A 23,204-nucleotide genomic window follows, 5' to 3' on the forward strand; every position below is an offset into this window, starting at 1 on the left:
GAAGCTAAGCCTCTCAGCGCCGATGGTACTGCAGGGGGGACCCTGTGGGAGAGTAGGACACCGCCGGACTCCTTTTAAAGTCAAAATGGCCACCCAACGCTGGGTGGCCATTTTGCATTTACACCCACAAATTTGACAGAGGAGATCGCAATGACAGAAGCGCACGAGCCCCGAGAAGGTGGATCGCGCTCATCTCGCGACTCCTCGCGTCCGCAGTACCGCGACAATGGCGGCTCTAGCCGTGATCGTCGCCCGCAGCGCGACGGTGACCGCCGCGAAGGCGGCTACCAGCGCCGTGATGGTGCTGCTCCGCGTCGTGATGGCGACCGTCGTGAGGGCGGCTACCAGGGGAACCGTGAAGGTGGCTACCAGCGTCGCGATGGCGGCGCTCCGCGTCGTGAGGGTGACCGCCGTGAAGGCGGCTACCAGGGTAACCGCGAGGGCGGATACCAGCGTCGCGATGGTGCTGCTCCGCGTCGCGATGGTGACCGTCGTGAGGGCGGCTACCAGGGTAACCGCGACGGTGGTTACCAGCGTCGTGATGGTGCTGCTCCGCGTCGTGATGGTGACAACCGCGAAGGTGGCTACCAGCGTCGCGATGGTGACAACCGCGAAGGTGGCTACCAGCGTCGCGATGGTGGCGCTCCTCGTCGTGAGGGTGGCTACCAGGGTAACCGTGAAGGTGGCTACCAGCGTCGTGATGGTGGCGCTCCTCGTCGTGAGGGTGGCTACCAGGGTAACCGTGAAGGTGGCTACCAGCGTCGTGATGGTGGAGCTCCGCGCCGCGATGGTGACAACCGCGATGGTGGTTACCAGCGTCGCGATGGTGGCGCTCCGCGTCGTGATGGCGACCGTCGTGAGGGCGGCTACCAGGGGAACCGCGAGGGTGGTTACCAGCGTCGCGATGGCGGCGCTCCGCGTCGTGAGGGTGACCGCCGTGAAGGCGGCTACCAGGGTAACCGTGAAGGCGGATACCAGCGTCGTGACGGTGCAGCCCCGCGCCGCGATGGCGACCGCCGACAGGGCGGCTACCAGGGTAACCGCGAAGGCGGATACCAGCGTCGTGATGACCGTGGCGACGATCGCCGTGCTTCGCGTCCGCCGCAGGACGTGCGTGCCGACCGCCCGCGCGACCCCGAACTTCCCGACGAGATCACCGCGCGTAGCCTGCACGGTTCGGCCCGCAACGAGCTGAAGACGTTGTCGGCCGAGAACGCCGATGCTGTTGCCCGCCACCTCGCCGCCGCGTCCACGTACATTGATGTCGATCCCGAGCTTGCGCACGCTCACGCCATGGCTGCGTCGCGTCGCGCCGGTCGTGTTGGCGTCGTCCGCGAAACTGTCGGCATCACGGCCTACGCCACCGGTGACTTTGCACTCGCGCTTCGCGAGTTGCGAACCTACCGTCGCATCACCGGCAGCGACGAGCAGATCGCACTGATCGTTGACAGCGAGCGTGGCATCGGCCGCCCCGAGAAGGCTCTCGAGGAAGGACGCGCCGTCGACCGCTCGAAGCTTGACGCATCGACGCGTGTTGAGCTCGCTATTGCGATGTCGGGTGCCCGTCTTGACCTTGGTCAAACCGAAAGTGCCCTCGCAGAGCTCGATATTCCAGAGCTCAACCCGGACGTCGCCTACAGCTACAGCGCCGGCCTGTTTGCCGCCCGCGCCGCGGTTCTTGAAGATCTCGGACGCGCTGAGGAAGCCGCCGAATGGATGCGCCGCGCCGAGGTCGCGGCCGAAGCAACCGCAACCGACGACTCCGACGAACTGATCGTCGTCGACGAGTCAGAAGACGAAGAGCTGGTTCGCGAGCTTGAAGCGCAGGAGCGCGCCGCGAAGGAAGCCGAGCGCGAGGCCGCGTACGCAGCCGAAGAGGCAATGTTCCTCGAGGCGGAAGCAGCGCAAGCAGCTGAGCAGGCCGCGCAACAGGGTTCCGCCGTCACCGACGAAGCGGCCTCCGATGATGCTGACTCGATCGACGAAGAGGCCGCGGAGCTCGCCGAGTCCGGCGACGACGAGGCCTCGGAACCTGCAGACTCCGACGACAACGACGCATCCGCCAATAAGTCGAAGAAGTCGAAGAAGGCCGAGAAGGCCGACAACCACGACGACAACGACAAGAAGAAGTCGAAGAAGTCGAAGAAGGACAAGGACAAGAAGTCCAAGAAGTCTGACGCAGAAAAGAAGGCGAAGAAGAAGGCCAAGAAGGCGGCTAAAGCTGCCGAGGTTGCGGCTGTCGAGGCGGCCGAGGACTGATGGGTCTGTTCTCCCGTTCGTCGACGGTCATGCCGTTGGACGGCGTTGACACGATTCTCGCCGACCTTGATGGCGTCGTCTATGCTGGCCCCGGCGCGCTACCGCACGCTGTTGAGTCACTCAATCGCGCGCGTCAAACCGCGCGCCTGGGGTACATCACCAACAATGCGGCGCGCACCGACGCCACGGTTGCCGCGCACCTGACGGAGCTTGGCCTGCAGACCGCTCCCGATGAGGTTGTCACCAGCCCTCAGGCGGCTGTTCGCCTGTTGCGCACCATCATTGCACCTGGTTCCACCGTGCTCGTGGTGGGCGGCGAAGGCCTCGTCTTCGAACTGGAGAAGGCCGGGTACGTCGTTACCCGCTCGTCGGCAGACAACCCTGCGGCCGTTGTGCAGGGCTTTGCGCCGAGCGTCGATTGGAACCAACTGGCTGAGGCGGCATTTGCGCTTGCGTTGCCAGAAGCTGACGGTGGCATCCCGTGGATCGCGACCAACACCGACTGGACGATTCCGCAGGCACGCGGAACCGCGCCGGGCAACGGAACCCTCGTCTCGGCTGTGCACACCGCCGTCGGGCGTCTCGCGACGGTCGCTGGCAAGCCGGAGAAACCGATCTTCGACGTTGCGCTTGATCGCTTCGCCGCGAAGAAGGCGCTGTTCATCGGTGACCGACTCGACACCGATATTGCCGGAGCGCAGCGGGCCGGAATCGAATCTGTGCTCGTGCTCACCGGCATTGACCGGCCCAAGCATGTGCTGGCGGCGCCATCACACGCGCACCCGACGTACATCCTGCCGGATCTACGTGGACTGTTTGAGCCGTATCCGGTGACGACGGTGAAGGGTGACGTTGTGAGCGTGCGCGGTGCGTCAGTGCGCATTGACGGCAACGACGTTCGCATCGTCTCCGAGGGCGATCAGATCGACCTGCTGCGTGCCGCCTCGCACGCGATCTGGGCGACCGGACGGCAGATCTTCGGATTCCACGTGCCGGAGAAGCTCTACGAAGACCCATTTCTGGTTCGCCGCTAACGGTTACAGCCCGCCGGAAACGCGTAGTCTGGAGGCGTGAGCAACGCGTCTAGTGAGCAGAGTGCGGGTTTTGTCAGCCGTGTGCGTGTGATTGAAGAGCAACCGCTTGAGTCGCGCGCCGTCGGCTACGCCAGCCTGCACGATGAGCTCGCAAAGCGTCTCGATGCGCCCATCATTCGTCATGCCAGTGAGACCGCGGAATGACCCGGCTTGACGCGGCGCTCGCGGATCGCGGGCTGGCTCGATCGCGCACTCACGCTGCCCGACTGATCGCCGATGGGCTCGTGACCGTCAACGGTCGGGGAGTCGTGAAGGCGTCGCATGCCGTCAGCGACGGCGATCAGCTCGCCGTCGCCGGTGCCGACCACTACGTGAGTCGCGCGGCCCACAAGCTGCTGGCTGCCCTCGACACTTTTGCGATCGATCCGACCGGTCGCGTCGCCCTTGACATGGGTGCCTCCACCGGCGGCTTCACGCAGGTGCTTCGCGAACGCGGCGCCGCAACCGTGATGGCCGTTGATGTCGGTCACGACCAGCTTGACCCTCAGATTGCCAGCGACCCCGCCGTTATCGCCGTCGAGGGTTTTAACGTTCGGTACATGACCCCCGAGAACCTCGCTGGCGTCACGGGCATCACCGAGCGCCCGAGCCTCGTCACGGCCGATCTCTCATTTATCTCGCTCGAGCACGTGCTACCCGCGGTGGCCGCGACGGCCGCACCCGGCGCCGACATCGTGCTGCTGATCAAGCCCCAGTTCGAGGTTGGCCGCACCGCCGTCAAGGGTGGGCTTGTCACCGACGATGACACTCGCGCCGACGCTGTCAGTCGCGTGCTGTGGTCGGCGTGGGATGCTGGCCTCGGGGTTCGCGGCCTGGCGCCGAGCCCCCTCGTCGGAACGCACGGCAACTGCGAGTACCTTGTGTATCTTTCTGACGCCAACGGTCAAAACCCGACAGAATACCGAGACCAGATTCAACGAATGACGAGGCGAGCATGAGCGAACGCAACATCCTCGTTGTCGTGCACGCCCACCGTGACGACACCGTGGCCGCAGCTGAACGCATTTATCGCGCGCTGACGGCGGCGGGCGCGCGCTGCGTTGTAAGCGCAGACGACCTGCGAGATCTCCGCGAAGTGGCGGGCAACCCCGTCATGCTTGACGACTTCCGGGTGTTGGGTGAGCAGGTTGCCGTCGACGACGTTGAGCTTGCGATCGTATTGGGTGGCGACGGAACCATCCTGCGGGCTGCAGAGCTGGTGCGGGGCCGCGCGGCGCCGATTCTTGGCATCAACATGGGCCACGTCGGCTTTCTCGCCGAAAGCGAGCGCGACGACATGGATGAGGCCGTTCGCCGCGTGATTGCAGGCGAGTACACCGTTGAGGAGCGCCTGGCGCTCTCGGTGCGCGTGAAGAACCGCGCTGGCGAGACGATCTACGAGACGTGGGCGCTGAACGAGGCCACCGTCGAGAAGGCATCGCGTGAACGCATGCTTGAGGTTGTCATTGAGATTGATGGCCGCCCCCTTTCAAGCTTCGGTTGCGACGGTGTGGTGCTGTCGACCCCGACGGGCTCAACGGCCTACAACTTCTCTGCGGGCGGCCCTGTTATCTGGCCAACCGTGCAAGCCATCAGCGTGGTTCCGCTTTCTGCGCACGCGCTGTTTGCGCGCCCCCTGGTGATTGATCCGTCATCGTCTGTCGCGATCGAGGTGTTGCAGCGCAATCACGGCACCGGAGTGCTGTGGTGCGATGGCCGTCGATCCCACGATTTGCCGCCCGGCGCTCGCGTGATTGTGCGTCGCTCTGCGCAGCCGGTGCGTCTGGCACGCCTGCACACGGCACTGTTCACCGACCGACTGGTGAACAAGTTTCAGCTTCCGGTCGACGGCTGGCGCGGTGCCGAGCCGACCACATCGGCGATTCCCACCATCAAGGACGCGCCGGCATGATCGAAGAGATGCGGCTGCGCGATCTCGGGGTCATTGCCGAGGCGACGTTGCCGATGGGCGCGGGCTTTACCGCGATCACCGGTGAGACCGGCGCGGGCAAGACCATGGTGGTCACCGGACTCGGCCTGCTGCTCGGCCAGCGCGCAGACTTCTCCGCCGTGCGTGCCGGCGCAACACAAGCCAGCGTTGCCGGCGTGTGGGTGGTTCCATCGACCGGCGCCGTCGCCGATCGCGTCGCCGATGCCGGTGGCGAGCTGGAGGCCATAGACAGCGCGACGAGCGAACTGTATCTCTCGCGCAGCATCACGGCCGAGGGGCGCAGCCGTGCCAGCGTCGGCGGCGTCAAGGCGCCCGCCAGCGTGCTGAGCGATCTGGCTGATGAACTCATCGTGGTGCACGGCCAGTCTGATCAGCTGCGATTGCGGTCGGCCAGTGCGCAGCGGGATGCGCTTGACCGGTTTGGCGGGCAACCGATTGCCCGCGCGCTCGACGCCTACCGCGACGCCTACGCGCGCTTCACCGCGCTCGATGCGCGCATCGCTGAAATTACCGAACACCATGATGCCCGCGTGGCCGAGGCCGCGCACCTTCGCGGGGTGCTCGCCGATATTGAGCAGGCAGATCCGCAGCCGGGTGAAGATGAGGAGCTTGCCCAGCGCGCCGAGCGCCTGGCCAATGCCGAAGATTTGCGTGTGGCCGCCGCCACAGCGCACGAAGCGCTCTCCAGCGAAGAAGACGTGCCCGATGTTTTGGGGCTCATCAGCGAGGCCCGTCGTGCCCTCGAGCGAGCCCACGATCCGGCGCTAGTGGCGCTGGCGGAACAACTGGCTGAGTTGAGCTATCGGGCCACCGATATTGCGCAGGAGTTGTCTGGCTACCTCGCCGATCTTGATGAGGCAGGCCCCCACGAACTCGCGACGGTTGAAGAGCGCCGTGCCGTGCTCGGCTCGCTCGTGCGTGCGCATGGTTCGCTGGCCGCGGCGATTGACCTGCTCTCAACGGGTTCCGCTCGCCTGGCAGAACTTGATGATGACCCAGACACGCTGGAGCGCCTCACCGCCGAGCGCGAGGCGCTGCACACCGAACTTGATGACCGCGCGACAACGCTGACGACGGCGCGCACGAAGGCGGCCGTTCGGTTGGGCGAGGCCGTCACGGCGGAGCTGCGCGAACTAGCGCTGCCCGACGCGCGGCTCGAGGTGCAGGTCGCGGCTGGCGCGCCCACCATGAGCGGTCGCGACGAGGTCACACTATTGCTCGCACCACACCCCGGCGCTCAGCCGCGCCCCGTCGCAAAGAGCGCGTCCGGTGGTGAGCTGAGCCGTGTCATGCTCGCCATCGAGGTGGTGATGAGCGCGTCAGACCCGGTGCCAACATTCGTCTTCGATGAGGTCGACGCCGGCATCGGCGGCGCCGCCGCGATTGAGGTGGGGCGCCGCCTTGCCCGGCTGGCCGAATCGTCTCAGGTCATCGCCGTCACCCACCTCGCTCAGGTTGCCGCCTTTGCCAACAATCACCTGAGCGTGGTGAAACAGAGCGACGGCAGCGTTACCGCATCGAGCGTGCGAACCCTCGATGGCGCAGAACGCGAGGCAGAAATGGCGCGCCTGCTCTCCGGCATGGCAGACTCCGACGCTGCCCTCGCCCACGCGCGCGAACTGCTCGCCCTGCGAAGCACGGTGTAGGCCAAACCCACCAGCCATCGTCGCCCCATCGAGGAGCACGAAAGAAGAACATGCATCAAGACGCCCCAGCCCGCACGCCGCGAACGATTGTCACCTACCTTGCAATCGGCGTCACCGCCGGACTGCTGTCGGGGCTTTTCGGTGTTGGCGGCGGAACCATCATTGTTCCGTTCTTGGTGATGTTTCTCGCCTTCAATCAACGCTTGGCGGCAGGCACGTCGCTCGCCGCCATCGTGCCGACCGCGACCGTTGGCGTGATCTCGTACGCGATGTCTGACTCCGTTGCGTGGGTTCCGGCGCTCATCCTTGCCGCTGGTTCCGTCGTTGGCGCACAAATCGGAACCGCGCTACTGCCCAAAATTTCGCAAACGGCGCTGCGGTGGGGGTTCGTTGCCTTCATCGTGATTGTGATTGTCAGTCTGTTTGTGGTGGTGCCCTCACGCGATGCGCAACTGCACCTCACCGCCGTGACAATCACGGGGCTTGTCTTGCTCGGCCTCATCACCGGCGTTCTTGCCGGCCTCTTGGGCGTTGGCGGCGGCATCATCGTGGTGCCGGTGCTCATGGTCGCGTTCGGCGCGAGCGACCTTATCGCCAAGGGCACGTCGCTACTGATGATGATTCCGACGGCGATCAGCGGAACCATCGGCAACCTGCGTCGCAACAACGTGGACATTTTGGGTGGCTTGCTGATTGGCGTTTCGGCGGCTGCTACCACCGCGGGTGGCGCGTGGATTGCCGTGCACATTGACCCACGCCTGGCCAATGCACTGTTTGCCGGCTACCTCGTCTTCATCGCCGTGCAGATGGCTATGAAGGCCATCAAGGGGCGGGGCCGATGACCGAGCGTGCGCCGGCGCTGCGCCGTGGTGCCCGTCGGATCGCGGCCCTTTGGCGCACAGCGCCGAACCCGGTGCGCACGTTCGGCGCAATCGTGGGCCAGCATGGGCTCGCGCTCATGGCGTGGTACCTCGCCGGTGACGCCGCGCATCGCGCGCTCTTGCAGCTGGCTGGCTTCGTGGGAAGCTACACGACGCTGGGTGGGCTGTTGCTGCTGCCGCTCGCGGTCGGTGCTCGCCTCGTCGCCTACGTTGCGATGTATCTCACCGTGCGCCCGTCATTGACGACGACGGACCGTCTGGCCAAGCCGGGCGTTCGACCCTTTTTGCATGCCGTGGGCGTGGCGATTCTGCCCTTCACTATTTTCTATACCGCGTGGGGAATGCTCGAGAGCGATCAGACGGCGTTCATCCGCATCGCGATGTCGAATGCGCTTCTGCAGACGGGTTACGGCGTTGATGAGGCGTTCGGTGATCGCGGCGGATTCTTGGCGGTGGGCTGGCTGCCGGTGACGATTCTGCTGGTCGCCTTTGTGATTCGGTCTGTGCTCGGACGGGTCTCCTCTCGACTTCCCACGGCCGCCGCCATTGTTGGTTCCTACGCCGAGCTGGTGTGGGTGTTCATGTTCTTCACCATGGTGGTGCAGTGGCTGGCGCAACTCACGTCGTGGTTCTCGACGCGCGCGGGCGTGGTGTGGCTGGTTGAGATCGGCGACGCCTTGGCGATCAATGCGCCGCCAGTGGCTGCCGCATGGGAGGGGCTGTTGCAGCTCGTCACCCTCGCGATCACGGCTCTCATTGTTCCGGGTGCGTGGCTGGCAATCGCCGCGGTCATTTACGGCGCCCGGTTGACGCCGCTGGTGTTGCAGCTTCATCCGCGACACGGCCGAATCGTCGCGCTGTTTCGCCCGTTCGCACGCCGCGTCGAAGATCTGTGGGCGGCGGTCTCGGCGATTTGGCGCGGCGGGCCGCTGATTTTTGGCGCGTTCGCGCTGGTCTATGCGCTGTGGGCATCTGCCGAGCGCGGCGTCGCCCGTGGCACGCTCGCCCTCATCGGTGCCCATGAGCCCGACTTCTGGCAAGCGGTGCTGCCGTTCGCCCTGCTTGCGGTTGCCATGGTGGCAGAGCCGCTCCGCGTTGCCATTGTCGCGACCGCCTGCGATGCGGTGCTGGCACGCAGTCGCACGCTCCCCGAGCCGCCTACCGCGAAGCCCGTTTCCTCACCCCGTCAGCTCGAACCGAACGACGGTGTCGTCAAAGGTCATGTCGAACCAGAAGAGCCCCGGGACATCATCCGGTAGCAAGAACACCGCCAAGATCGTGTAGCTGGCAGAATCGGGCACGCAGGAGCGTTCGGCATCGTCGTCAGAAACGTCGACCTCGGAGCCAGCGGTGACCCAGACACGACCGGTCGCCTGCTCGGTGAGGGTGAACGATCCACACGACGAGGCATCCGCGTCGCTGCGGGCCGGCACGCGCACGCTGACGGTGGTGGTACCCGCCGGGCCAGCGAATTCGTCGACGCGTACCGTCGGCGGGTCGATCGTATTGCCGTCGACCGTGACGGTGGTGGTTGCCACGGTGGTGGAAACGGTCGGCTCGTCGCGCGAGGGCACAACCTCAAATAGCCAGATCGTGCCGGCGGCCACCATCGCGGCAATCATGAGCGCGATCGCCGCCGTGCGCTGCCTGCGCCACCAGCTCATGGCGCACCCACCGTGGGGGACGAGATCGTGAGTCGCTCGCGGTGATCGAGCGTGGTCAGGTTGACCGAGATAGAAATCACGTCGTCAAGCGCGGGGGTGGTGTCATTGGATGACAGGCGAAGCTCGGCGGAACCGCTGCGCACGCCGGCAGGAAGCTCAAAGGCCAGCACGCCGCTGGTACCGATACCCACGCGTAACGGATATCGCCACAGAGACTCCGGCACCCGCTCGCTGGCCGTGTAGGTTCGGCCATCCACGGTGAGGGTTGCCAAGCCAATCTGCGCGTCATCTTCGGTGTGCGGCGCCGATGCCGAAAGCGTCACGACGAGCCAATTGCCCTCGGCGCTCCACTCGTCATCGAACGTGATCGAATCGGCGAAGTTCCACTCGGTGACGGTGGCAATGATGGTGCGAGACGTGAGCGTGCTTGAGCCGTCTCCGGCAATCACAAACGGGGCGGTGAGGCGTTGCTCGGCGGGAATTGCCGCCGTCACCGCCAGCGCGCCAACGATGAGCCCAGCCGCGGCCACCGTCGCCACCGCCTTACGTCTCATCGCGAAACCTCCAACTCGACGCGAGCCGCGATATCCGTTGCCTTCCAGGTGACGGCGCTCGACGAAACCACGAACCGCCCGAATTTTTCGCTCGCGTCGTACACCTCAAGCACCGCACCCGCGTCAGCGAGTTGCTCTTGGTCAACCGGCCAGCCGATGACGACATCGGCGGGAACGCCGGGCTGCAGGATCGGGCCGCGGGGGGAACCATCTGCGCGCCACACGCGCGGGGAGTCCACTGGTTCCACCCCTGCCAGACGCAGCAACGGTTCATCGCCCTGCACGAGCCGCGAAGCCGCGCTATCGACGGCGCCCAAGACCATCACCGGGTAGCTCGCCCGATTCTCAATCCGCACGGTGACCAGCACGAGGATTTCGCCTGGTTCCGCCTCCCAATATTGCTCTTCGGCCTCGGCAACCGCTTCGGCGTCGATAACCGTCGCGCTGTACAACGTGGTGTCAACCTCAACCCCGTAAGCCGCATCGCTCGGGGTGGGAACAGCGGCGCGGAGCCCTCCGCCGATCGCGAACGCCGCGATCGCTACGACAGCGATGGCAGTTCCGAGGATCGCTGACCGCGGCCCTCGAGACATTTTTCGTGCCACGGGTTTTGGGGCGCGCTCAGGCACGTCTTCGGCGACGTCACGTGAGGCGGTGTTCACCCCCACAGCCTACTGAAACCAGAAGGCGCGTCCACCACACCGGAGCGGATGAGCGCAGCCCGATAGACTGGCAACGTGCCCGTGAATCCGGATCTTGTCGGCCAGGAGTTTGAGCCGACCGCTGCGTACCTTGTTGGCCGCGAGAAGGTGCGCGAGTTTGCGCGCGCCACGTTCGCCGAGGACCCTCAACACCACGACCCCGAGGCCGCCCGTGCGCTCGGATACGCCGACGTTGTGGCGCCACCCACCTTCGCGATGGTCATTCAAGACCTCACGATTCACCAACTGCTCAACTCCCCAGGCTCCGGCATTGAACTGCAGAACCTGATTCATGCCGAGCAGAAGTTTCGATACTCGCGTCCGATCGTTGCGGGCGACGAACTCACCGCCACACTGTCGGTGACCGGGCTGCGCGCCATGGGGCCAGCCACCATGATCAACAGCGAGACCATGATCGTCGATGCCAATGGCGACCACGTGGTGACCGCCATCTCGGTTCTGCTCGCGGGGGAGGCCAGCGCATGACGTACACGGTTGGCGACATTGTCGCGGAGCGCTCGCTCCACATCACGCGTGACTCGCTGGTCAAATACGCCGGCGCCTCGGGCGACTTTAACCCGATTCACTATCGTGACGACATCGCGCAATCCGTCGGCTTGCCCGGCGTATTGGCGCACGGAATGCTCACGATGGGCATTGCGGTCGGAACCATCATTTCGGCCCTGGGAGACTCGGGTCGCATTCGTGAGTACGGTGTTCGATTCACCCGTCCGGTTGTCGTTGACGCTCGAAACGGTGCCGACATTGACATCACCGCGAAGGTAGCCAGCATCACCGATGAGGCGATCCGCATTGATCTGACCGTGGTGTTTGACGGCAAGGCCGTGCTGGGTAAGGCTCAGGTCTTCGTCACACCCGAGACGGCGTAACGTGCCCGAAGTTACGCCCCGGCCGCTCGCCGAACTCACCACCCTGCGTGTTGGTGGCATCCCGAGGCGCCTCATCGAGGTGACCTCACGCGATGAGGCAATCGACGTACTCCGCGATACGTGGAACAGCGGCGAGGATGTGCTCGTGCTGGGCGGTGGTTCCAATCTGTTCGTCGGCGATGATGACCTCGAACTGACCGTTGTTCGACTCCGCAACGAGGGAATCGCCGTCGTCGGCTCACCCACGCCCGGCGTCGTGCGAGTGCGCGTTGAAGCTGGCCACGAGTGGGATGCGTTCGTGGCATGGACGGTGCAGGCTGGGCTCGCCGGCGTCGAAGCACTCTCCGGTATTCCCGGAACCGTTGGTGCCGCCCCGGTGCAGAACATTGGCGCCTACGGTCAAGAGGTCGTGCAAACCCTGCACGAGGTCGAACTGATCGACGCGGCGACGGGCGATGTCACCACCGAGCCTGCCGCAAGCCTGGGGCTCGGATTTCGCACCTCCGTGCTCAAGGCGCACTATGGTTCCGTCGCCGAACGTGACGCCGTCATTCTGTCGGCAACGTTTGATCTTCGCGCCGTCGGAACCGAGCCGGTTGCCGTCGCGGGGGAGCAGTTGCGCCAAGCACTGCAACTTGCGGACGATGCGCTGATTTCGCTCGCCGAGATTCGCGACACGGTGCTCGCCACCCGTGCCTCCAAAGGCATGGTGCTGAATCCCGACGACCCCGACACGTACAGCGCCGGATCGTTCTTCCAAAACGCCGTGGTTCCGGAGTCTTTCGTGCGCACGCTGCCGTCAGAATGCCCGCGCTGGCTCATGCCGGGCGTCGCCGAGGTGGCTGACCGCGTTATTGGGCTGGACGAATACGACGGTGTGTTGCAACCGGTGATTCACACCGAGCGACTCTTCAAGGTGAGCAACGCCTGGCTTATTGAGAGCGTTGGAGTGAAGCGGGGCTTTCGCTTTCCTGGTTCGCGCGCCGGGCTGTCAACCAAACATGCTCTCGCACTGACTAATCGGGGCGGCGCGCGCGCAGAAGAATTGGCAGAACTCGCCCGATACATTCGGGGTCGCGTACATTCAGAATACGGACTCCTCATGGAGCCGGAACCCATCTTGGTGGGCGTCGAAATTTAAGTGCAGGGAGGCGCGATGACGGATCCGCAGTATCCCGGTTCCGCGCCGCCTCCGCCCTGGTATTACGCCGCGGTGCCGCCGCCTCCGCCGCCGAAGAAGCGTCGCAAGGCCACCGCGTGGGTGACGCTGAGCGTGACAGCCCTCCTCGTCGCGGGTGGCGTTGCGGGCTTTGTGATGTGGCAGAACGCGACCAAGGCGCAATACGATGCGGCCGTTGCCGATCTTGACGAGGCGCGAGATAACGTCGTCGCCGCAAGCACCGCCGCCACCGACGTGATCGAATACGGCGGCGAGCAGCAGCTCGCGGCCGACACGATTCAAACCCAGTCCGTCGATGGCCTCTTTGACGCGGCGCGGTATGACGACTTCACGGTGAGCATCACCACGCTCGATACCGTTCTTGCCGCCGCGCCGGCGGAGATCCTGCCGCCGAGCGAGCCAGCTGACCTGCCGGCGATGCCGTGGGAGCGTGCTCAGACGGCAGAGCAGATCGAGGCGCTGGCCGACGAGACGCGCGACGACCTCGACGACTACGCGCAAGAAATCGAGACGGTCGCCGAGGCAACGACGGCAGTGAACACAGCGGCGGCCGACCTCTTTGGTTCCGCTGCCGACACGGCCCAAGCCCTGCTCGACGAAAACATCTCGGCTGAGAACCCCACCAAGGTTGCGTTTCAACGCGCGGCAGACGACGTCGCGCAGCTCGACGAGCTCGATGATTCCACCGCCTCTGTAGTCACCGTCTACGTCGATGCGGCCGCGGCGCTCGCGGCATCGCAGCAGGCGGAGCTTGATGAAAAGCGGGGGCCGCTCCTCGCCGACCGGCTGGAGGTTGAGCAGTTTGCCCGAGACCTTGCCCCCGGCCTCATGTTGGACTTTGACTGGGCGCCGATCGTTGCGGGTGCCGGTGATGGCCTCTCGGTCGGCGGAACCACGCACTGGTGGATGGATCCGGGCTACGCCACCATCACGCTGAGTGACTCGGTGGCGGAGCTGTGGGGCTCACGATACGACGATATGGTTCGCGCGCTGGTGGCTCACGAAATTGGCCACGCGCTGACGATCCGTTGCGGTGATCTGTACGACTGGTCAACGCAAGAGAGTATCGAGCAGTGGGCGACCGCGTGGGCGATCGTGCAGGGCTACACCGGCGAAGGCAATGGCGTCAGCGTTTACGGCGAGCCGCCGCAGAGCATGATTGACGCCGCGCGCGGCTGCTCCTAGCAAACAGAAAGGTGGGCCGGCTCGCGAAGAGCCGGCCCACCGGTGATCTGAGGCTTTAGGAGAACAGCTCCTGCAGGCGGCGAACGCCCTCCAGCAGTTCTTCGTCGCCGAGTGCGTACGACAGACGGATGAAGCCAGACGGACCAAAGGCTTCGCCCGGAACCACGGCAACCTCCACCTCATCGAGGATCAGGTCGGCAAGCTCCAGGCTCGTTTGCGGCGTCTTGCCGCGCCATGTCTTGCCCAGCAGGCCCGTGACATCGGGATACACGTAGAAGGCTCCGAGGGGGTTCGGCACCTTCATGCCGTCGATCTTGCTGAGCTCAGCAACGATGAGCTGACGACGGCGGTCAAATGCCTGGCGCATCTGCTCGACCTCGTCTTGCGGGCCGGTGAGTGCCGCAATCGCGCCGCGCTGTGCCACGTTGTTGACGTTGCTTGACAGGTGCGACTGGAGGTTGGCGGCCACCTTGATGGCGTCCTTCGGGCCGACCATCCAGCCCACACGCCATCCGGTCATGGCGTAGGTCTTGGCGACACCGTTTACGAGAATGGTTTGGTTTGCCAGCTCCGGCACGGCCTCGACGATCGAGACGGCCTTGATGCCTTCGTAGACCAGGTTCTGGTAGATCTCATCGGTGATGACCCAGATGCCGTGGGTCAGTGCCCATTCGCCGATCGCGCGGGTTTCTTCCGGCGTGTAGACGGAGCCGGTCGGGTTCGACGGCGAGACAAAAACCAGCACGGTGGTCTTGTCGGTGCGGGCGGCTTCGAGCTGGTCGACGGTGACCTTGTAGTCTTGGTCGCTGCCGGCGAACACCTCAACGGGCACGCCGTCGGCGAGGGCAATGGCCTCGGGGTAGGTGGTCCAGTACGGTGCGGGCAGCAAGACTTCATCGCCCGGGTTCACGACCGCCTGAAACGCCTGGTACACCGACTGCTTGCCACCGTTGGTCACGATGATCTGGCTCGGCTCGACGGCCAGGCCAGAGTCGCGCAGCGTCTTGGCCGCGATCGCTTCGCGCAGCTCCGGCAGGCCCGCGGCCGGGGTGTAACGGAAGTTCGCCGGGTTGTGCATGGCTTCGATGCCGGCATCCACGATGAACTGTGGCGTCGGAAAGTCAGGCTCGCCGGCGGCATAAGAAATTACCGGACGGCCCTCGGCCTTGAGGGCTTTGGCCTTGGCATCGACCTTGAGGGTCGCCGACTCGGCAATGGCGGAAAGTTTACGAGAAAGGGGTGCACGCTCAGTCACCCTTCGAGATTACTCTGCGGTGCGCGGCGGAAACAGGACGATGACGGCGAAAGATCGCGACTTTTTCGGTGGAACCATATAGATCGCCGGAACCTGGGCGTGCGGCTTGGGGGAGGGCGCCAGAACGCAAGTGGCCGCCTCGGGCGCTGTGGCCAGTACCGTTGTCGTATGAAGGTCGAGCGCATCACCCGCACACAGTCCGTCGTTGACGGCTTGCTGGACGAAATTATCGCGGGGCGCATGGTGGCGGGCGAGCCCCTGCCGGCAGAGGCCGACCTCGCCGACCTGCTGGGGGTTTCGCGGCTCACCCTGCGCGAGGGCGTGCGTTTGTTGCAAGCCCAGGGCGTTATCGTTCCGGTTCCCGGCAGCAGGCACCGCGTCGCGCCGGTTGATGAGTGGACGGGCTTGGAAGCCGTGGTGCGCTACTCGCGTAGCAGTGGTGCGCGCAGGCGCTCCTCGCTTGACCTGCTCGACATGCGCGTGATGTTTGAGACGGGGGCCGCAGAACTTGCCGCGCCCCGTTGTTCCGATGCTCACATCGAAGAGCTGGAGACGTTGCTGCAACGCATGCATGATGCCCACGAGCACGGTGACGTGCCCGGGTTTGTCGCGGCAGACCTCGCGTTTCACGACGTGATCTTCGCGGCAGCAGACAACCGCATTCTCGTCGCCTCGGTGCGCCCGCTCACCACCATCCTGCAAGATTCGCGCACCGAAACCAGCGCGGTTTCTGACATTCGCGAGCACGCCCTGGCTGAGCATGCCGCCGTGCTCGAGGCCATGCGCACGCGATCGCCGGAGGCCGCGCGTGAGGCAATGGCGAGCCACATGCGCCAGACGCGCGACGATCTGCTGCACTACGTGCTGGGGGAATAACCGCTGGGGTCTTGCCTGTAGAGAAAACTGGGCGTACCATCGATATCTGATATCGGATAACGCCGAGATCGAACCCAGACCTACTGAACGAAGGAGTTCCCGTGCAGATCGACGCGCTTCTGGCCCCTCTCCCGGCCCCGCTCGAAATCGCTGCGGCGCAGGTTCGCGAGGCGCTCGACGCCAGCACCGTGTTGGTCGTGCTGGATGATGACCCCACCGGTACCCAGTCCGTCGTGAACCTACCCGTTCTCACGCGCTGGGAAAAGAGTGATCTTGACGGCGCCTTCGCCACCGGCGCCCCCGCCGTCTACGTGCTCACCAACACGCGCTCCCTCGATGAGGCGACCGCCGCACAGCGCAACCGCGAAGTTGTTGAGGTGGCGCTCTCGGCGGCGGCAGACGCCGGCAAGCAGGTGACGTTCGTCTCCCGCGGCGACTCCACCCTGCGCGGTCACTTCCCGCTGGAAACCGACGTCTTGGCTGCAGAAATCACTGCGCGCGGTGGCGCGGCCCCGGAGCTGACGCTGCTGGTTCCGGCGTTCCCCGATGCCGGTCGCATCACCGTCAACTCGGTGCATTACTGGGTCACAGACGGCGAAGCCGTGCCGGTCGGTGAAACGGCCTTCGCGCAAGACGCAACGTTTGGATTCACATCGTCCAACCTGCGCGATTGGGTTGCGGAGAAGACGGCGGGGCGCATCGCGGCCGACCAGGTCGCCGCGCTCACCATTGACATCATCCGTTCCGGCGTCGAGGCCGTGCGTACCTTCCTCCGCGAGCTGCCCACTGGTTCCGTCGTTGCCGTCGACGTTGTCGAAGAGAGCGATATGCGCGTCGTCGCGCTGGCGCTTCACGGCCTGGGCCGGGCGGTGCTGCTGCGCGTTGGCCCGCCCTACGTTCGCGCGCACATCGGCCAAGACATCGCCGAGCCGGTCTCGACCGCGGATATTCCGTTCGCCTACGACCGCGGCGGTCTCATCGTCGTCGGCAGTCACGTGCCGCTCACCACGGCTCAGCTTGCCGAATTGCGCCGCCAGCGACCCACCACCGCGACGATCGAACTCGATGTTCGTAGCCTGATCGGTGACAGCCGCGACGCTTACCTCGATGAGCAGGCCGCCACCGTTGCCGAGGCCCTGGCTTCTGGCGCCGTCATCGTACATACGACCCGTGAGCTTCTCACCGGCGCCTCGGGCGAGGAGAGCCTAGAAATTGCCCGCAAGGTATCCAGCGGCGTCGTCGATTTGGTTCGCCGCGTGCTGGCGATCGCACCGCCGCGCTTCGTTATCGCCAAGGGCGGCATCACCTCCAGCGACGTTGCCAGCGAAGCGCTCGAAATTCGTCGCGCGACGGTCGTTGGCCCCATGCTCCCGGGCATTGTGTCGCTGTGGCAGCCGGAGACCGGCCCCGCCGTCGGCATCCCCTACATCGTCTTCGCCGGCAACGTCGGCACCCAAGACTCCCTTGCTCGCGTGGTCGCGAAGCTTGCGGACGAACAGTAAATCGTGAAAGGAACAGACATGACCACCAACGTTGCCGTCATCGGTCTCGGAGCCATGGGATTGCCCATGGCCACACGCCTCGCGGAGCGCTTTAGCGTGCGTGGCTTCGATATTGCCGCCGATCGCGTTGCGCTCGCGGCGGAGAAGGGCGTGCAGGCGGCATCTTCGGCAGCCGATGCCGTTGCCGGCGCGCAGGCCGTTCTCGTCGCGGTACGCACCGGCGCGCAGCTGAACGACCTGCTGTTCGGCGAGGCGGGCCTTGCCACCCACCTCGACGACGGCGCCGTGGTGATTCTCACCAGCACGGTCGGCACCGACGGCATCGACGAGATCGCAACGCGCCTCGCCGAGCACGGCGCCCAACTCGTTGACGCCCCGCTGTCTGGCGGCCCCGTGCGCGCCGGTGAGGGTGACCTGCTGATTGTCGTTGGCGCGACGCCCGCCGCACTCGAGGTGGCCCGCCCTGTGCTTGACCAGTTGGCATCGACGCTGTCGATCGTGGGCGACAAGCCGGGCGATGGTCAGGCGTTGAAGACGGTGAACCAGTTGCTGTGCGGCGTACACATTGCCGCCGCCGCGGAGGCGCTGGCGCTGGCAGACGCTCTCGGTCTCGATCGCGAAAAGACCCTGGCAGCCCTCACCGCGGGCGCTGCGAACTCGTTCATGCTCGGCAACCGCGGCCCCCGCGCGCTGCAGGCATATGACGACGGCGGCGCCGAAGTGCTTAGCCGCCTAGACATCTTCGTCAAAGACATGGGAATCGTGGGCGATGCCGCCCGAGGCGCCCACCTGTCTACCCCCGTCGCAAACGCGGCAGAGCAGCTGTTCTTGCTCGGCGAGGCTCAGGGCCTCGGGGCGCTCGATGACTCCGCCGTCATTCGCGTCATCGCACCCACCCGCCGTTCCTGAACCAACCCCTCCGGCTTTCCCGCCTGATATCAAACGAGAGATCCAAAGATGCTCCCTCTATCCGCACTCATTGCGATTGGCTTGGCAGGTATCGTCCTGCTGCTGGTGCTGATCATCCGATTCAAGGTGCAGGCGTTCTACGCCCTCATCCTCGTCTCCATCGTCGTCGGCCTTGCTGCTGGCCTGCCGATGACGACAATTCCGGCGACAGAAACCACGCCAGAACAGCTCGGTGTTATTCAGGCGATTATCGCCGGCGTCGGCGGAACCCTCGGTTCGGTTGCCGTGTTGGTTGCGCTGGGTTCCATGCTCGGCAAGATCATTGAGCTTTCGGGTGGCGCCGAGGCGCTGGCCGGCAAGTTCACCTCGTGGCTTGGCCCCAAGAGCGTGGGCGTTGCCCTCGTCATCGCGGCCGCCATCCTGGCGATCCCGGTGTTCTTCGACGCCGGCTTCATCATCTTGGTTCCGATTATCTTCGCGTTCTCGAAGGTGGCGGGGTTGAACCCGATCAAGTTCGGCCTGCCGGTTGCCGGCATCATGCTGGCCGTCCACGTGGCCGTACCGCCGCACCCCGGCATCGTTGGTGGCGCGACGCTTCTTGGCGCAGACATCGGCTGGGTCACGATCTTCGCCCTGCTCATTTCGATTCCGCTCGCAGCCCTCGCCTACTGGGTTGGCAAGATTCTCAACCGTCGTGAGTACCCGATGCTGGCCGCCACCAAGGCCATGTTTGACAGCTTCGGCACCGAACAGAGCTCGCCCCACGCTGGTCTGAAAGACGGCGAGCGGGCACCGAGCGCGTTCACCGTTCTCGCGCTGATTCTGCTGCCGCTGGTGCTCATCATGCTGGGCACGGCCGTTGCGCCGCAGTTTGAAAAGGGATCGTTCTGGAACGGCTTCCTCGCGATGATCGGCCAGCCGATCTTTGCGCTGATGGTGGCGATCGCCGCCGCCATGTTCTTCCTCGGTGTTCGTCGTGGCTGGTCGGCTGCGAAGCTGGGTGAGGTCATGGAGTCGGCGCTTCCGGCTGCCGCCGTGATCATCCTGGTCACCGGTGCCGGTGGCGCCTTCGGTCGCATCCTGACCGAAACGGGCGTCGGTGGCGCTGTCGCAGAAGTGATCGCTGGTTCCGGCATGCCGCTGCTACTCGCCGCCTTCTTGATCTCCCTCATCATGCGCGCGGCCCAAGGTTCCGCCACGGTGGCCATCACCACCACCGCCGGCCTGCTGGTTCCGTCGCTCGCAGTTCTCGGGCTCGACACCATTCACATCGCCCTGGTGGCCGTGGCGATCGGTTACGGCGCGCTCGGCCTCAGCCACGTCAACGACTCGGGCTTCTGGGTGGTCACCCGCTACCTCGGCCTGTCGGTTAAGGACGGCCTGCGCACCTGGACCCCAATGACCACGATTCTCGGCATCGCGGGATTCTTGATCACGTGGGCGGTGTACGCCGTCATTCCGATGACCTAACACCCATACGACAACGGGCCCTGGCATTCATGAAGCGAATGCCAGGGCCCGTCATTTTTGCTGCGTTGTTTAGTCTTCGTCGGTGAGGAACTTCGCGTAAGCGACCGTGGTCAGGAAGGTCGGGAAGTCATCACCCATCGACACCTCGCGGAACACCTCGGCGGCGTCATCGAAGCGGTCAGTTGCGGTGCGCGGAACCTCGGCGAGGGTCTGCTGGATCAACTGCTCGACGTATTCACGCGTGATCGGGGTTCCGTCTTCCGTGGTGCGATCCTGGTGAATCCACTGCCACACCTGTGAGCGGGAGATCTCGGCCGTTGCCGCGTCTTCCATCAGATTGTCGATAGCGACCGCACCCTGGCCGCGCAGCCACGCCTCGATGTAGCGGATCGCAACCGACACGTTGTCGTGCACGCCCTGCGCCGTGATGGGGCGTCCGATGTGAACGTCGAGCAAATCGGCGGCCTTCACCTTGACATCGTCGCGCTTGCGGTCGATCTGGTTGGGGCGGTCACCGAGAACAGCGTCGAACTCGGCGCGAGCGATGGGAATCAGGTCGGGGTGTGCCACCCACGTGCCATCAAATCCGTCGCCAGCCTCGCGGTGCTTGTCTGCCGATACCTTCTCCATCGCGCGCTGCGTGACCTCGGCGTCGCGGCGGTTCGGGATGAAGGCGCTCATGCCGCCGATCGCGTGTGCACCACGCTTGTGGCATGTCTTCACCAGCAGTTCGGTGTAGGCACGCATGAACGGAACGGTCATGGTCACTTCGCTGCGGTCTGGCATCACGAAGCGGGCGCCGCGACCGCGGTAGTTCTTGATGATGGAGAAGATGTAGTCCCAACGACCAGCGTTCAAACCGGCGCAGTGATCGCGCAGTTCAAACAGAATCTCTTCCATCTCAAACGCTGCTGGCAGCGTCTCGATCAGCACGGTCGCGCGGATGGTCCCGTGGTCGATGCCGAGGTATTCCTCGCTGAAGCTGAACACGTCATCCCAGAGGCGGGCTTCTTCGCTGGATTCGAGCTTGGCGATGTAGAAGTACGGACCGCGGCCAGAGTCAATCAGTGCCTGCGCGTTGTGGAAGAAGTAGAGGCCGAAGTCGACCAGTGATCCGCTGGTGGCCATCTGGCGGCCCAGCCGGTCGGTGAAGCGGATGTGCTTTTCGACCAGGTGCCAGCCGCGGGGGCGCATCACGATCGTGGGCGTCTCGGTCGCGGTGACCTCGTAGCGCTTGCCTTCGGGGCTGGTGTAGGTCAGTTCGCCTCGGATCGCATCGCGCAGCGACAGCTGCCCCTCGATGACGTTGCGCCAGGTCGGGCTGGTGGCGTCTTCCTGGTCAGCCAGCCATACCTTGGCGCCCGAGTTGAGGGCGTTGATCGTCATCTTCGGGTCGGTCGGCCCGGTGATTTCAACGCGACGGTCTTCGAGACCCGGGCCAGCGCCGGCAACCTGCCAGCGGGCGTCTTCGCGAACGTGCGCGGTGTCCTTGCGGAACTTCGGGTCGCGGCCGTTGCCAATCTCAAACCGGCGGCGCATGCGGTCGGCGAGGCGGTCGTGGCGGCGGCCGGCAAAACGGTGGTGGAGCTCCGCGACAAAGCGAATGGCCTCGGGGGTGAGGATCTCTTCGTATCGCTCGCGGATGGGGCCGGTGATTTCTACGTCAGGGCCAGCCGTCGGGATCGAACCCGTTGCGGGGCGGGTCGTCGTGTCGTCGAGGATTGCGGTGCTCATGATGTGTCCTTTGGAGTATTCGGGGGTGCCGCCGCTGCGGGGCGGCACCCCCAGAAGCTGGTGATTTAGTGGAACTGCTCGGCTTCGGTGGAACCAACGAGCGCGAGGGTGGCGCTGTCTGGGTTCAGAGCGGTGGAGACGAGGTCGAAGTAGCCGGTACCAGCTTCACGCTGGTGCTTGGTGGCGGTGTAGCCAACAGCCTCGGCGGCGAACTCGGCCTCCTGCAGCTCGACGTACGCGCTCATGGCACGCTCGGCGTAGCCGCGAGCAAGGTCGAACATCGAGTAGTTCAGGGCGTGGAAGCCGGCGAGCGTGATGAACTGGAACTTGTAGCCCAGCGCCGCAAGCTCGGCCTGGAACGTTGCGATCTGCTCGTCGTTCAGGTGGCGCTTCCAGTTGAAGGAGGGGGAGCAGTTGTACGCGAGCATCTTGCCCGGGTACTTTGCGTGGATAGCCTCGGCGAATGCGCGAGCCAGCTCGATGTCGGGCTCACCCGTCTCCACCCAGATCAGGTCTGCGTAGGGCGCAAAGGCGAGGCCGCGCGAGATGACGGCGTCCAGGCCTGGGTTGACGCGGTAGAAGCCTTCGTTGGTGCGCTCGCCGGTCGTAAATTCGCGGTCGCGCTCGTCAACGTCGCTGGTGAGCAGGTCTGCTGCGAGAGCGTCGGTGCGGGCGATGATGATGGTGGGAACGTCAGCGACATCGGCCGCCAGTCGTGCTGCGTTGAGCGTACGAATGTGCTGTTGAGTCGGAACCAGTACCTTGCCGCCGAGGTGGCCACACTTCTTTTCGCTTGCCAGCTGGTCTTCCCAGTGGATGCCAGCCGCGCCAGCGTTGATGAGGGAGCTTGCCAACTCGTATGCGTTGAGCGGGCCACCGAAGCCGGCCTCGGCGTCGGCGACGATCGGTGCGAGCCAGTCTTGCGTGATGGTTCCCTCAGCGTGCTCGATCTGGTCTTGGCGGATCAGCGCGTTGTTGATGCGGCGCACGACCGACGGAACCGAGTTTGCCGGGTAGAGCGACTGGTCGGGGTAGGTCTGGCCCGCGAGGTTGCCGTCGGCTGCGACCTGCCATCCCGAGAGGTAGATAGCCTTGAGGCCGGCGCGCACCTGCTGCACAGCCTGACCACCGGTGTATGCGCCCAGCGCACGGATGTACTCCTCGGTGTGGAGCAGGTTCCACAGGTTCTCGGCGCCGCGGCGAGCAAGCGTTGACTCTTCACGGACCGAGCCGCGAAGGCGAATGACGTCTTCTGCCGTGTAGGTGCGCTCGACGCCGTCCCAGCGCGGGTCGGTGTCCCAGATCTCCTGGAGCTCTGCTGCGGTCTGGGTCTGGTCGCCGGCGCGGAGGCCGCGGGATGGGTTCGTCATCGTCTTGTCTCCTCGAATTGAGTGGAGGGAGCGGGGGAGCTGCTTGGTCTGGTTCCACTCTGCGAGAAGAAGTGAGGCATGATTGACCAATTTCAAAGAGAAGT

General features: G+C 65.0%; 22 protein-coding genes and 1 rRNA gene. 17 read left to right on the plus strand and 6 right to left on the minus strand.

Going from position 1 to position 23,204, the window contains the following annotated elements; translation table 11 throughout:
- The 9 genes from rrf to FVP60_RS11815 all read left to right on the plus strand — a co-directional run.
- Positions 1-69, plus strand: a 5S ribosomal RNA gene (gene rrf / locus FVP60_RS13375); the annotation flags it as partial.
- A gap of 81 nt (positions 70-150) precedes the next feature.
- Positions 151-2,259: a primosomal protein gene (locus tag FVP60_RS11785; protein ID WP_147826494.1), complete on the plus strand. Its 2,109-nt coding sequence runs from the start codon at positions 151-153 to the stop codon at positions 2,257-2,259.
- Positions 2,259-3,293 (plus strand): HAD-IIA family hydrolase, encoded by a 1,035-nt coding sequence (locus FVP60_RS11790; protein WP_147826495.1) that lies wholly within the window; start codon positions 2,259-2,261, stop codon positions 3,291-3,293. The genes FVP60_RS11785 and FVP60_RS11790 overlap by 1 nt, the downstream gene beginning before the upstream one ends.
- 36 nt (positions 3,294-3,329) lie before the next feature.
- Positions 3,330-3,497 carry a hypothetical protein gene (locus tag FVP60_RS13110; RefSeq protein ID WP_187240667.1) on the plus strand — a complete coding sequence of 56 codons (168 nt, stop codon included), beginning with the start codon at positions 3,330-3,332 and terminating at the stop codon, positions 3,495-3,497.
- The gene (locus tag FVP60_RS11795; RefSeq protein WP_147826496.1) at positions 3,494-4,291 is read left to right on the plus strand and encodes a TlyA family RNA methyltransferase; all 798 of its coding nucleotides are present in this window, start codon (positions 3,494-3,496) and stop codon (positions 4,289-4,291) included. The genes FVP60_RS13110 and FVP60_RS11795 overlap by 4 nt, the downstream gene beginning before the upstream one ends.
- Positions 4,288-5,244: an NAD kinase gene (locus tag FVP60_RS11800; RefSeq protein WP_147826497.1), complete on the plus strand. Its 957-nt coding sequence runs from the start codon at positions 4,288-4,290 to the stop codon at positions 5,242-5,244. The genes FVP60_RS11795 and FVP60_RS11800 overlap by 4 nt, the downstream gene beginning before the upstream one ends.
- Positions 5,241-6,929, plus strand: a complete 1,689-nt coding sequence (gene recN / locus FVP60_RS11805; protein WP_147826498.1) for a DNA repair protein RecN — start codon at positions 5,241-5,243, stop codon at positions 6,927-6,929. The genes FVP60_RS11800 and recN overlap by 4 nt, the downstream gene beginning before the upstream one ends.
- A gap of 50 nt (positions 6,930-6,979) precedes the next feature.
- Complete coding sequence (locus FVP60_RS11810; RefSeq protein WP_147826499.1) at positions 6,980-7,771, plus strand: sulfite exporter TauE/SafE family protein; 792 nt, start codon at positions 6,980-6,982, stop codon at positions 7,769-7,771.
- Positions 7,768-9,069, plus strand: coding sequence for a hypothetical protein (locus tag FVP60_RS11815; protein ID WP_147826500.1), 1,302 nt, complete (start codon positions 7,768-7,770; stop codon positions 9,067-9,069). Before FVP60_RS11810 ends, FVP60_RS11815 begins: the two co-directional genes overlap by 4 nt.
- Here FVP60_RS11815 and FVP60_RS11820 read toward each other — a convergent pair.
- Genes FVP60_RS11820 through FVP60_RS11830 form a run of 3 tightly spaced genes read right to left on the minus strand, consistent with a single transcriptional unit; the run spans position 8,989 to position 10,690 of the window.
- A complete protein-coding gene (locus tag FVP60_RS11820) occupies positions 8,989-9,474 on the minus strand; it encodes a hypothetical protein (protein WP_147826501.1) in 486 nt (161 codons plus the stop codon). The genes FVP60_RS11815 and FVP60_RS11820 overlap by 81 nt on opposite strands.
- Positions 9,471-10,028, minus strand: a complete 558-nt coding sequence (locus FVP60_RS11825; RefSeq protein WP_147826502.1) for a hypothetical protein — start codon at positions 10,026-10,028, stop codon at positions 9,471-9,473. Before FVP60_RS11825 ends, FVP60_RS11820 begins: the two co-directional genes overlap by 4 nt.
- Positions 10,025-10,690 carry a hypothetical protein gene (locus tag FVP60_RS11830; RefSeq protein ID WP_147826503.1) on the minus strand — a complete coding sequence of 222 codons (666 nt, stop codon included), beginning with the start codon at positions 10,688-10,690 and terminating at the stop codon, positions 10,025-10,027. Before FVP60_RS11830 ends, FVP60_RS11825 begins: the two co-directional genes overlap by 4 nt.
- A gap of 75 nt (positions 10,691-10,765) precedes the next feature.
- Between FVP60_RS11830 and FVP60_RS11835 the strand changes: the two genes are divergently transcribed.
- Genes FVP60_RS11835 through FVP60_RS11850 form a run of 4 tightly spaced genes read left to right on the plus strand, consistent with a single transcriptional unit; the run spans position 10,766 to position 13,984 of the window.
- Positions 10,766-11,215, plus strand: a complete 450-nt coding sequence (locus FVP60_RS11835; protein ID WP_147826504.1) for an FAS1-like dehydratase domain-containing protein — start codon at positions 10,766-10,768, stop codon at positions 11,213-11,215.
- Entirely contained in the window at positions 11,212-11,619 is a 408-nt protein-coding gene (locus FVP60_RS11840; protein ID WP_147826505.1) for a MaoC/PaaZ C-terminal domain-containing protein, read from the plus strand. Before FVP60_RS11835 ends, FVP60_RS11840 begins: the two co-directional genes overlap by 4 nt.
- A gap of 1 nt (position 11,620) precedes the next feature.
- On the plus strand, positions 11,621-12,760 hold the full coding sequence (locus tag FVP60_RS11845; RefSeq protein WP_147826506.1) for a UDP-N-acetylmuramate dehydrogenase: 1,140 nt from the start codon (positions 11,621-11,623) through the stop codon (positions 12,758-12,760).
- Positions 12,761-12,775: 15 nt separating this feature from the next.
- Positions 12,776-13,984: a hypothetical protein gene (locus tag FVP60_RS11850; protein WP_147826507.1), complete on the plus strand. Its 1,209-nt coding sequence runs from the start codon at positions 12,776-12,778 to the stop codon at positions 13,982-13,984.
- Between the two features lie 55 nt (positions 13,985-14,039).
- Here the strand turns inward: FVP60_RS11850 and FVP60_RS11855 are convergent, their stop codons facing one another.
- Entirely contained in the window at positions 14,040-15,239 is a 1,200-nt protein-coding gene (locus FVP60_RS11855) for a pyridoxal phosphate-dependent aminotransferase (protein ID WP_147826508.1), read from the minus strand.
- Between the two features lie 168 nt (positions 15,240-15,407).
- On the opposite strand from FVP60_RS11855, the gene FVP60_RS11860 reads away from it, so the two are divergent.
- From FVP60_RS11860 to FVP60_RS11875, 4 genes are all read left to right on the plus strand, one after another.
- Entirely contained in the window at positions 15,408-16,115 is a 708-nt protein-coding gene (locus tag FVP60_RS11860; protein WP_147826509.1) for a FadR/GntR family transcriptional regulator, read from the plus strand.
- A gap of 101 nt (positions 16,116-16,216) precedes the next feature.
- The gene (locus FVP60_RS11865) at positions 16,217-17,617 is read left to right on the plus strand and encodes a four-carbon acid sugar kinase family protein (RefSeq protein WP_147826510.1); all 1,401 of its coding nucleotides are present in this window, start codon (positions 16,217-16,219) and stop codon (positions 17,615-17,617) included.
- A gap of 18 nt (positions 17,618-17,635) precedes the next feature.
- The gene (locus tag FVP60_RS11870; RefSeq protein ID WP_147826511.1) at positions 17,636-18,526 is read left to right on the plus strand and encodes an NAD(P)-dependent oxidoreductase; all 891 of its coding nucleotides are present in this window, start codon (positions 17,636-17,638) and stop codon (positions 18,524-18,526) included.
- Positions 18,527-18,574: 48 nt separating this feature from the next.
- The gene (locus tag FVP60_RS11875) at positions 18,575-19,996 is read left to right on the plus strand and encodes a GntP family transporter (RefSeq protein WP_147826512.1); all 1,422 of its coding nucleotides are present in this window, start codon (positions 18,575-18,577) and stop codon (positions 19,994-19,996) included.
- Positions 19,997-20,065: 69 nt separating this feature from the next.
- Here FVP60_RS11875 and aceB read toward each other — a convergent pair whose 3' ends face one another.
- A complete protein-coding gene (gene aceB, locus FVP60_RS11880; protein ID WP_147826513.1) occupies positions 20,066-21,730 on the minus strand; it encodes a malate synthase A in 1,665 nt (554 codons plus the stop codon).
- A 65-nt stretch (positions 21,731-21,795) separates the two neighbouring features.
- A complete protein-coding gene (gene aceA / locus FVP60_RS11885; RefSeq protein WP_147826514.1) occupies positions 21,796-23,100 on the minus strand; it encodes an isocitrate lyase in 1,305 nt (434 codons plus the stop codon).
- Positions 23,101-23,204 lie beyond the last annotated feature (104 nt).

Source organism: Microbacterium mitrae (assembly GCF_008017445.1).
Taxonomy (GTDB): domain Bacteria; phylum Actinomycetota; class Actinomycetes; order Actinomycetales; family Microbacteriaceae; genus Microbacterium; species Microbacterium mitrae.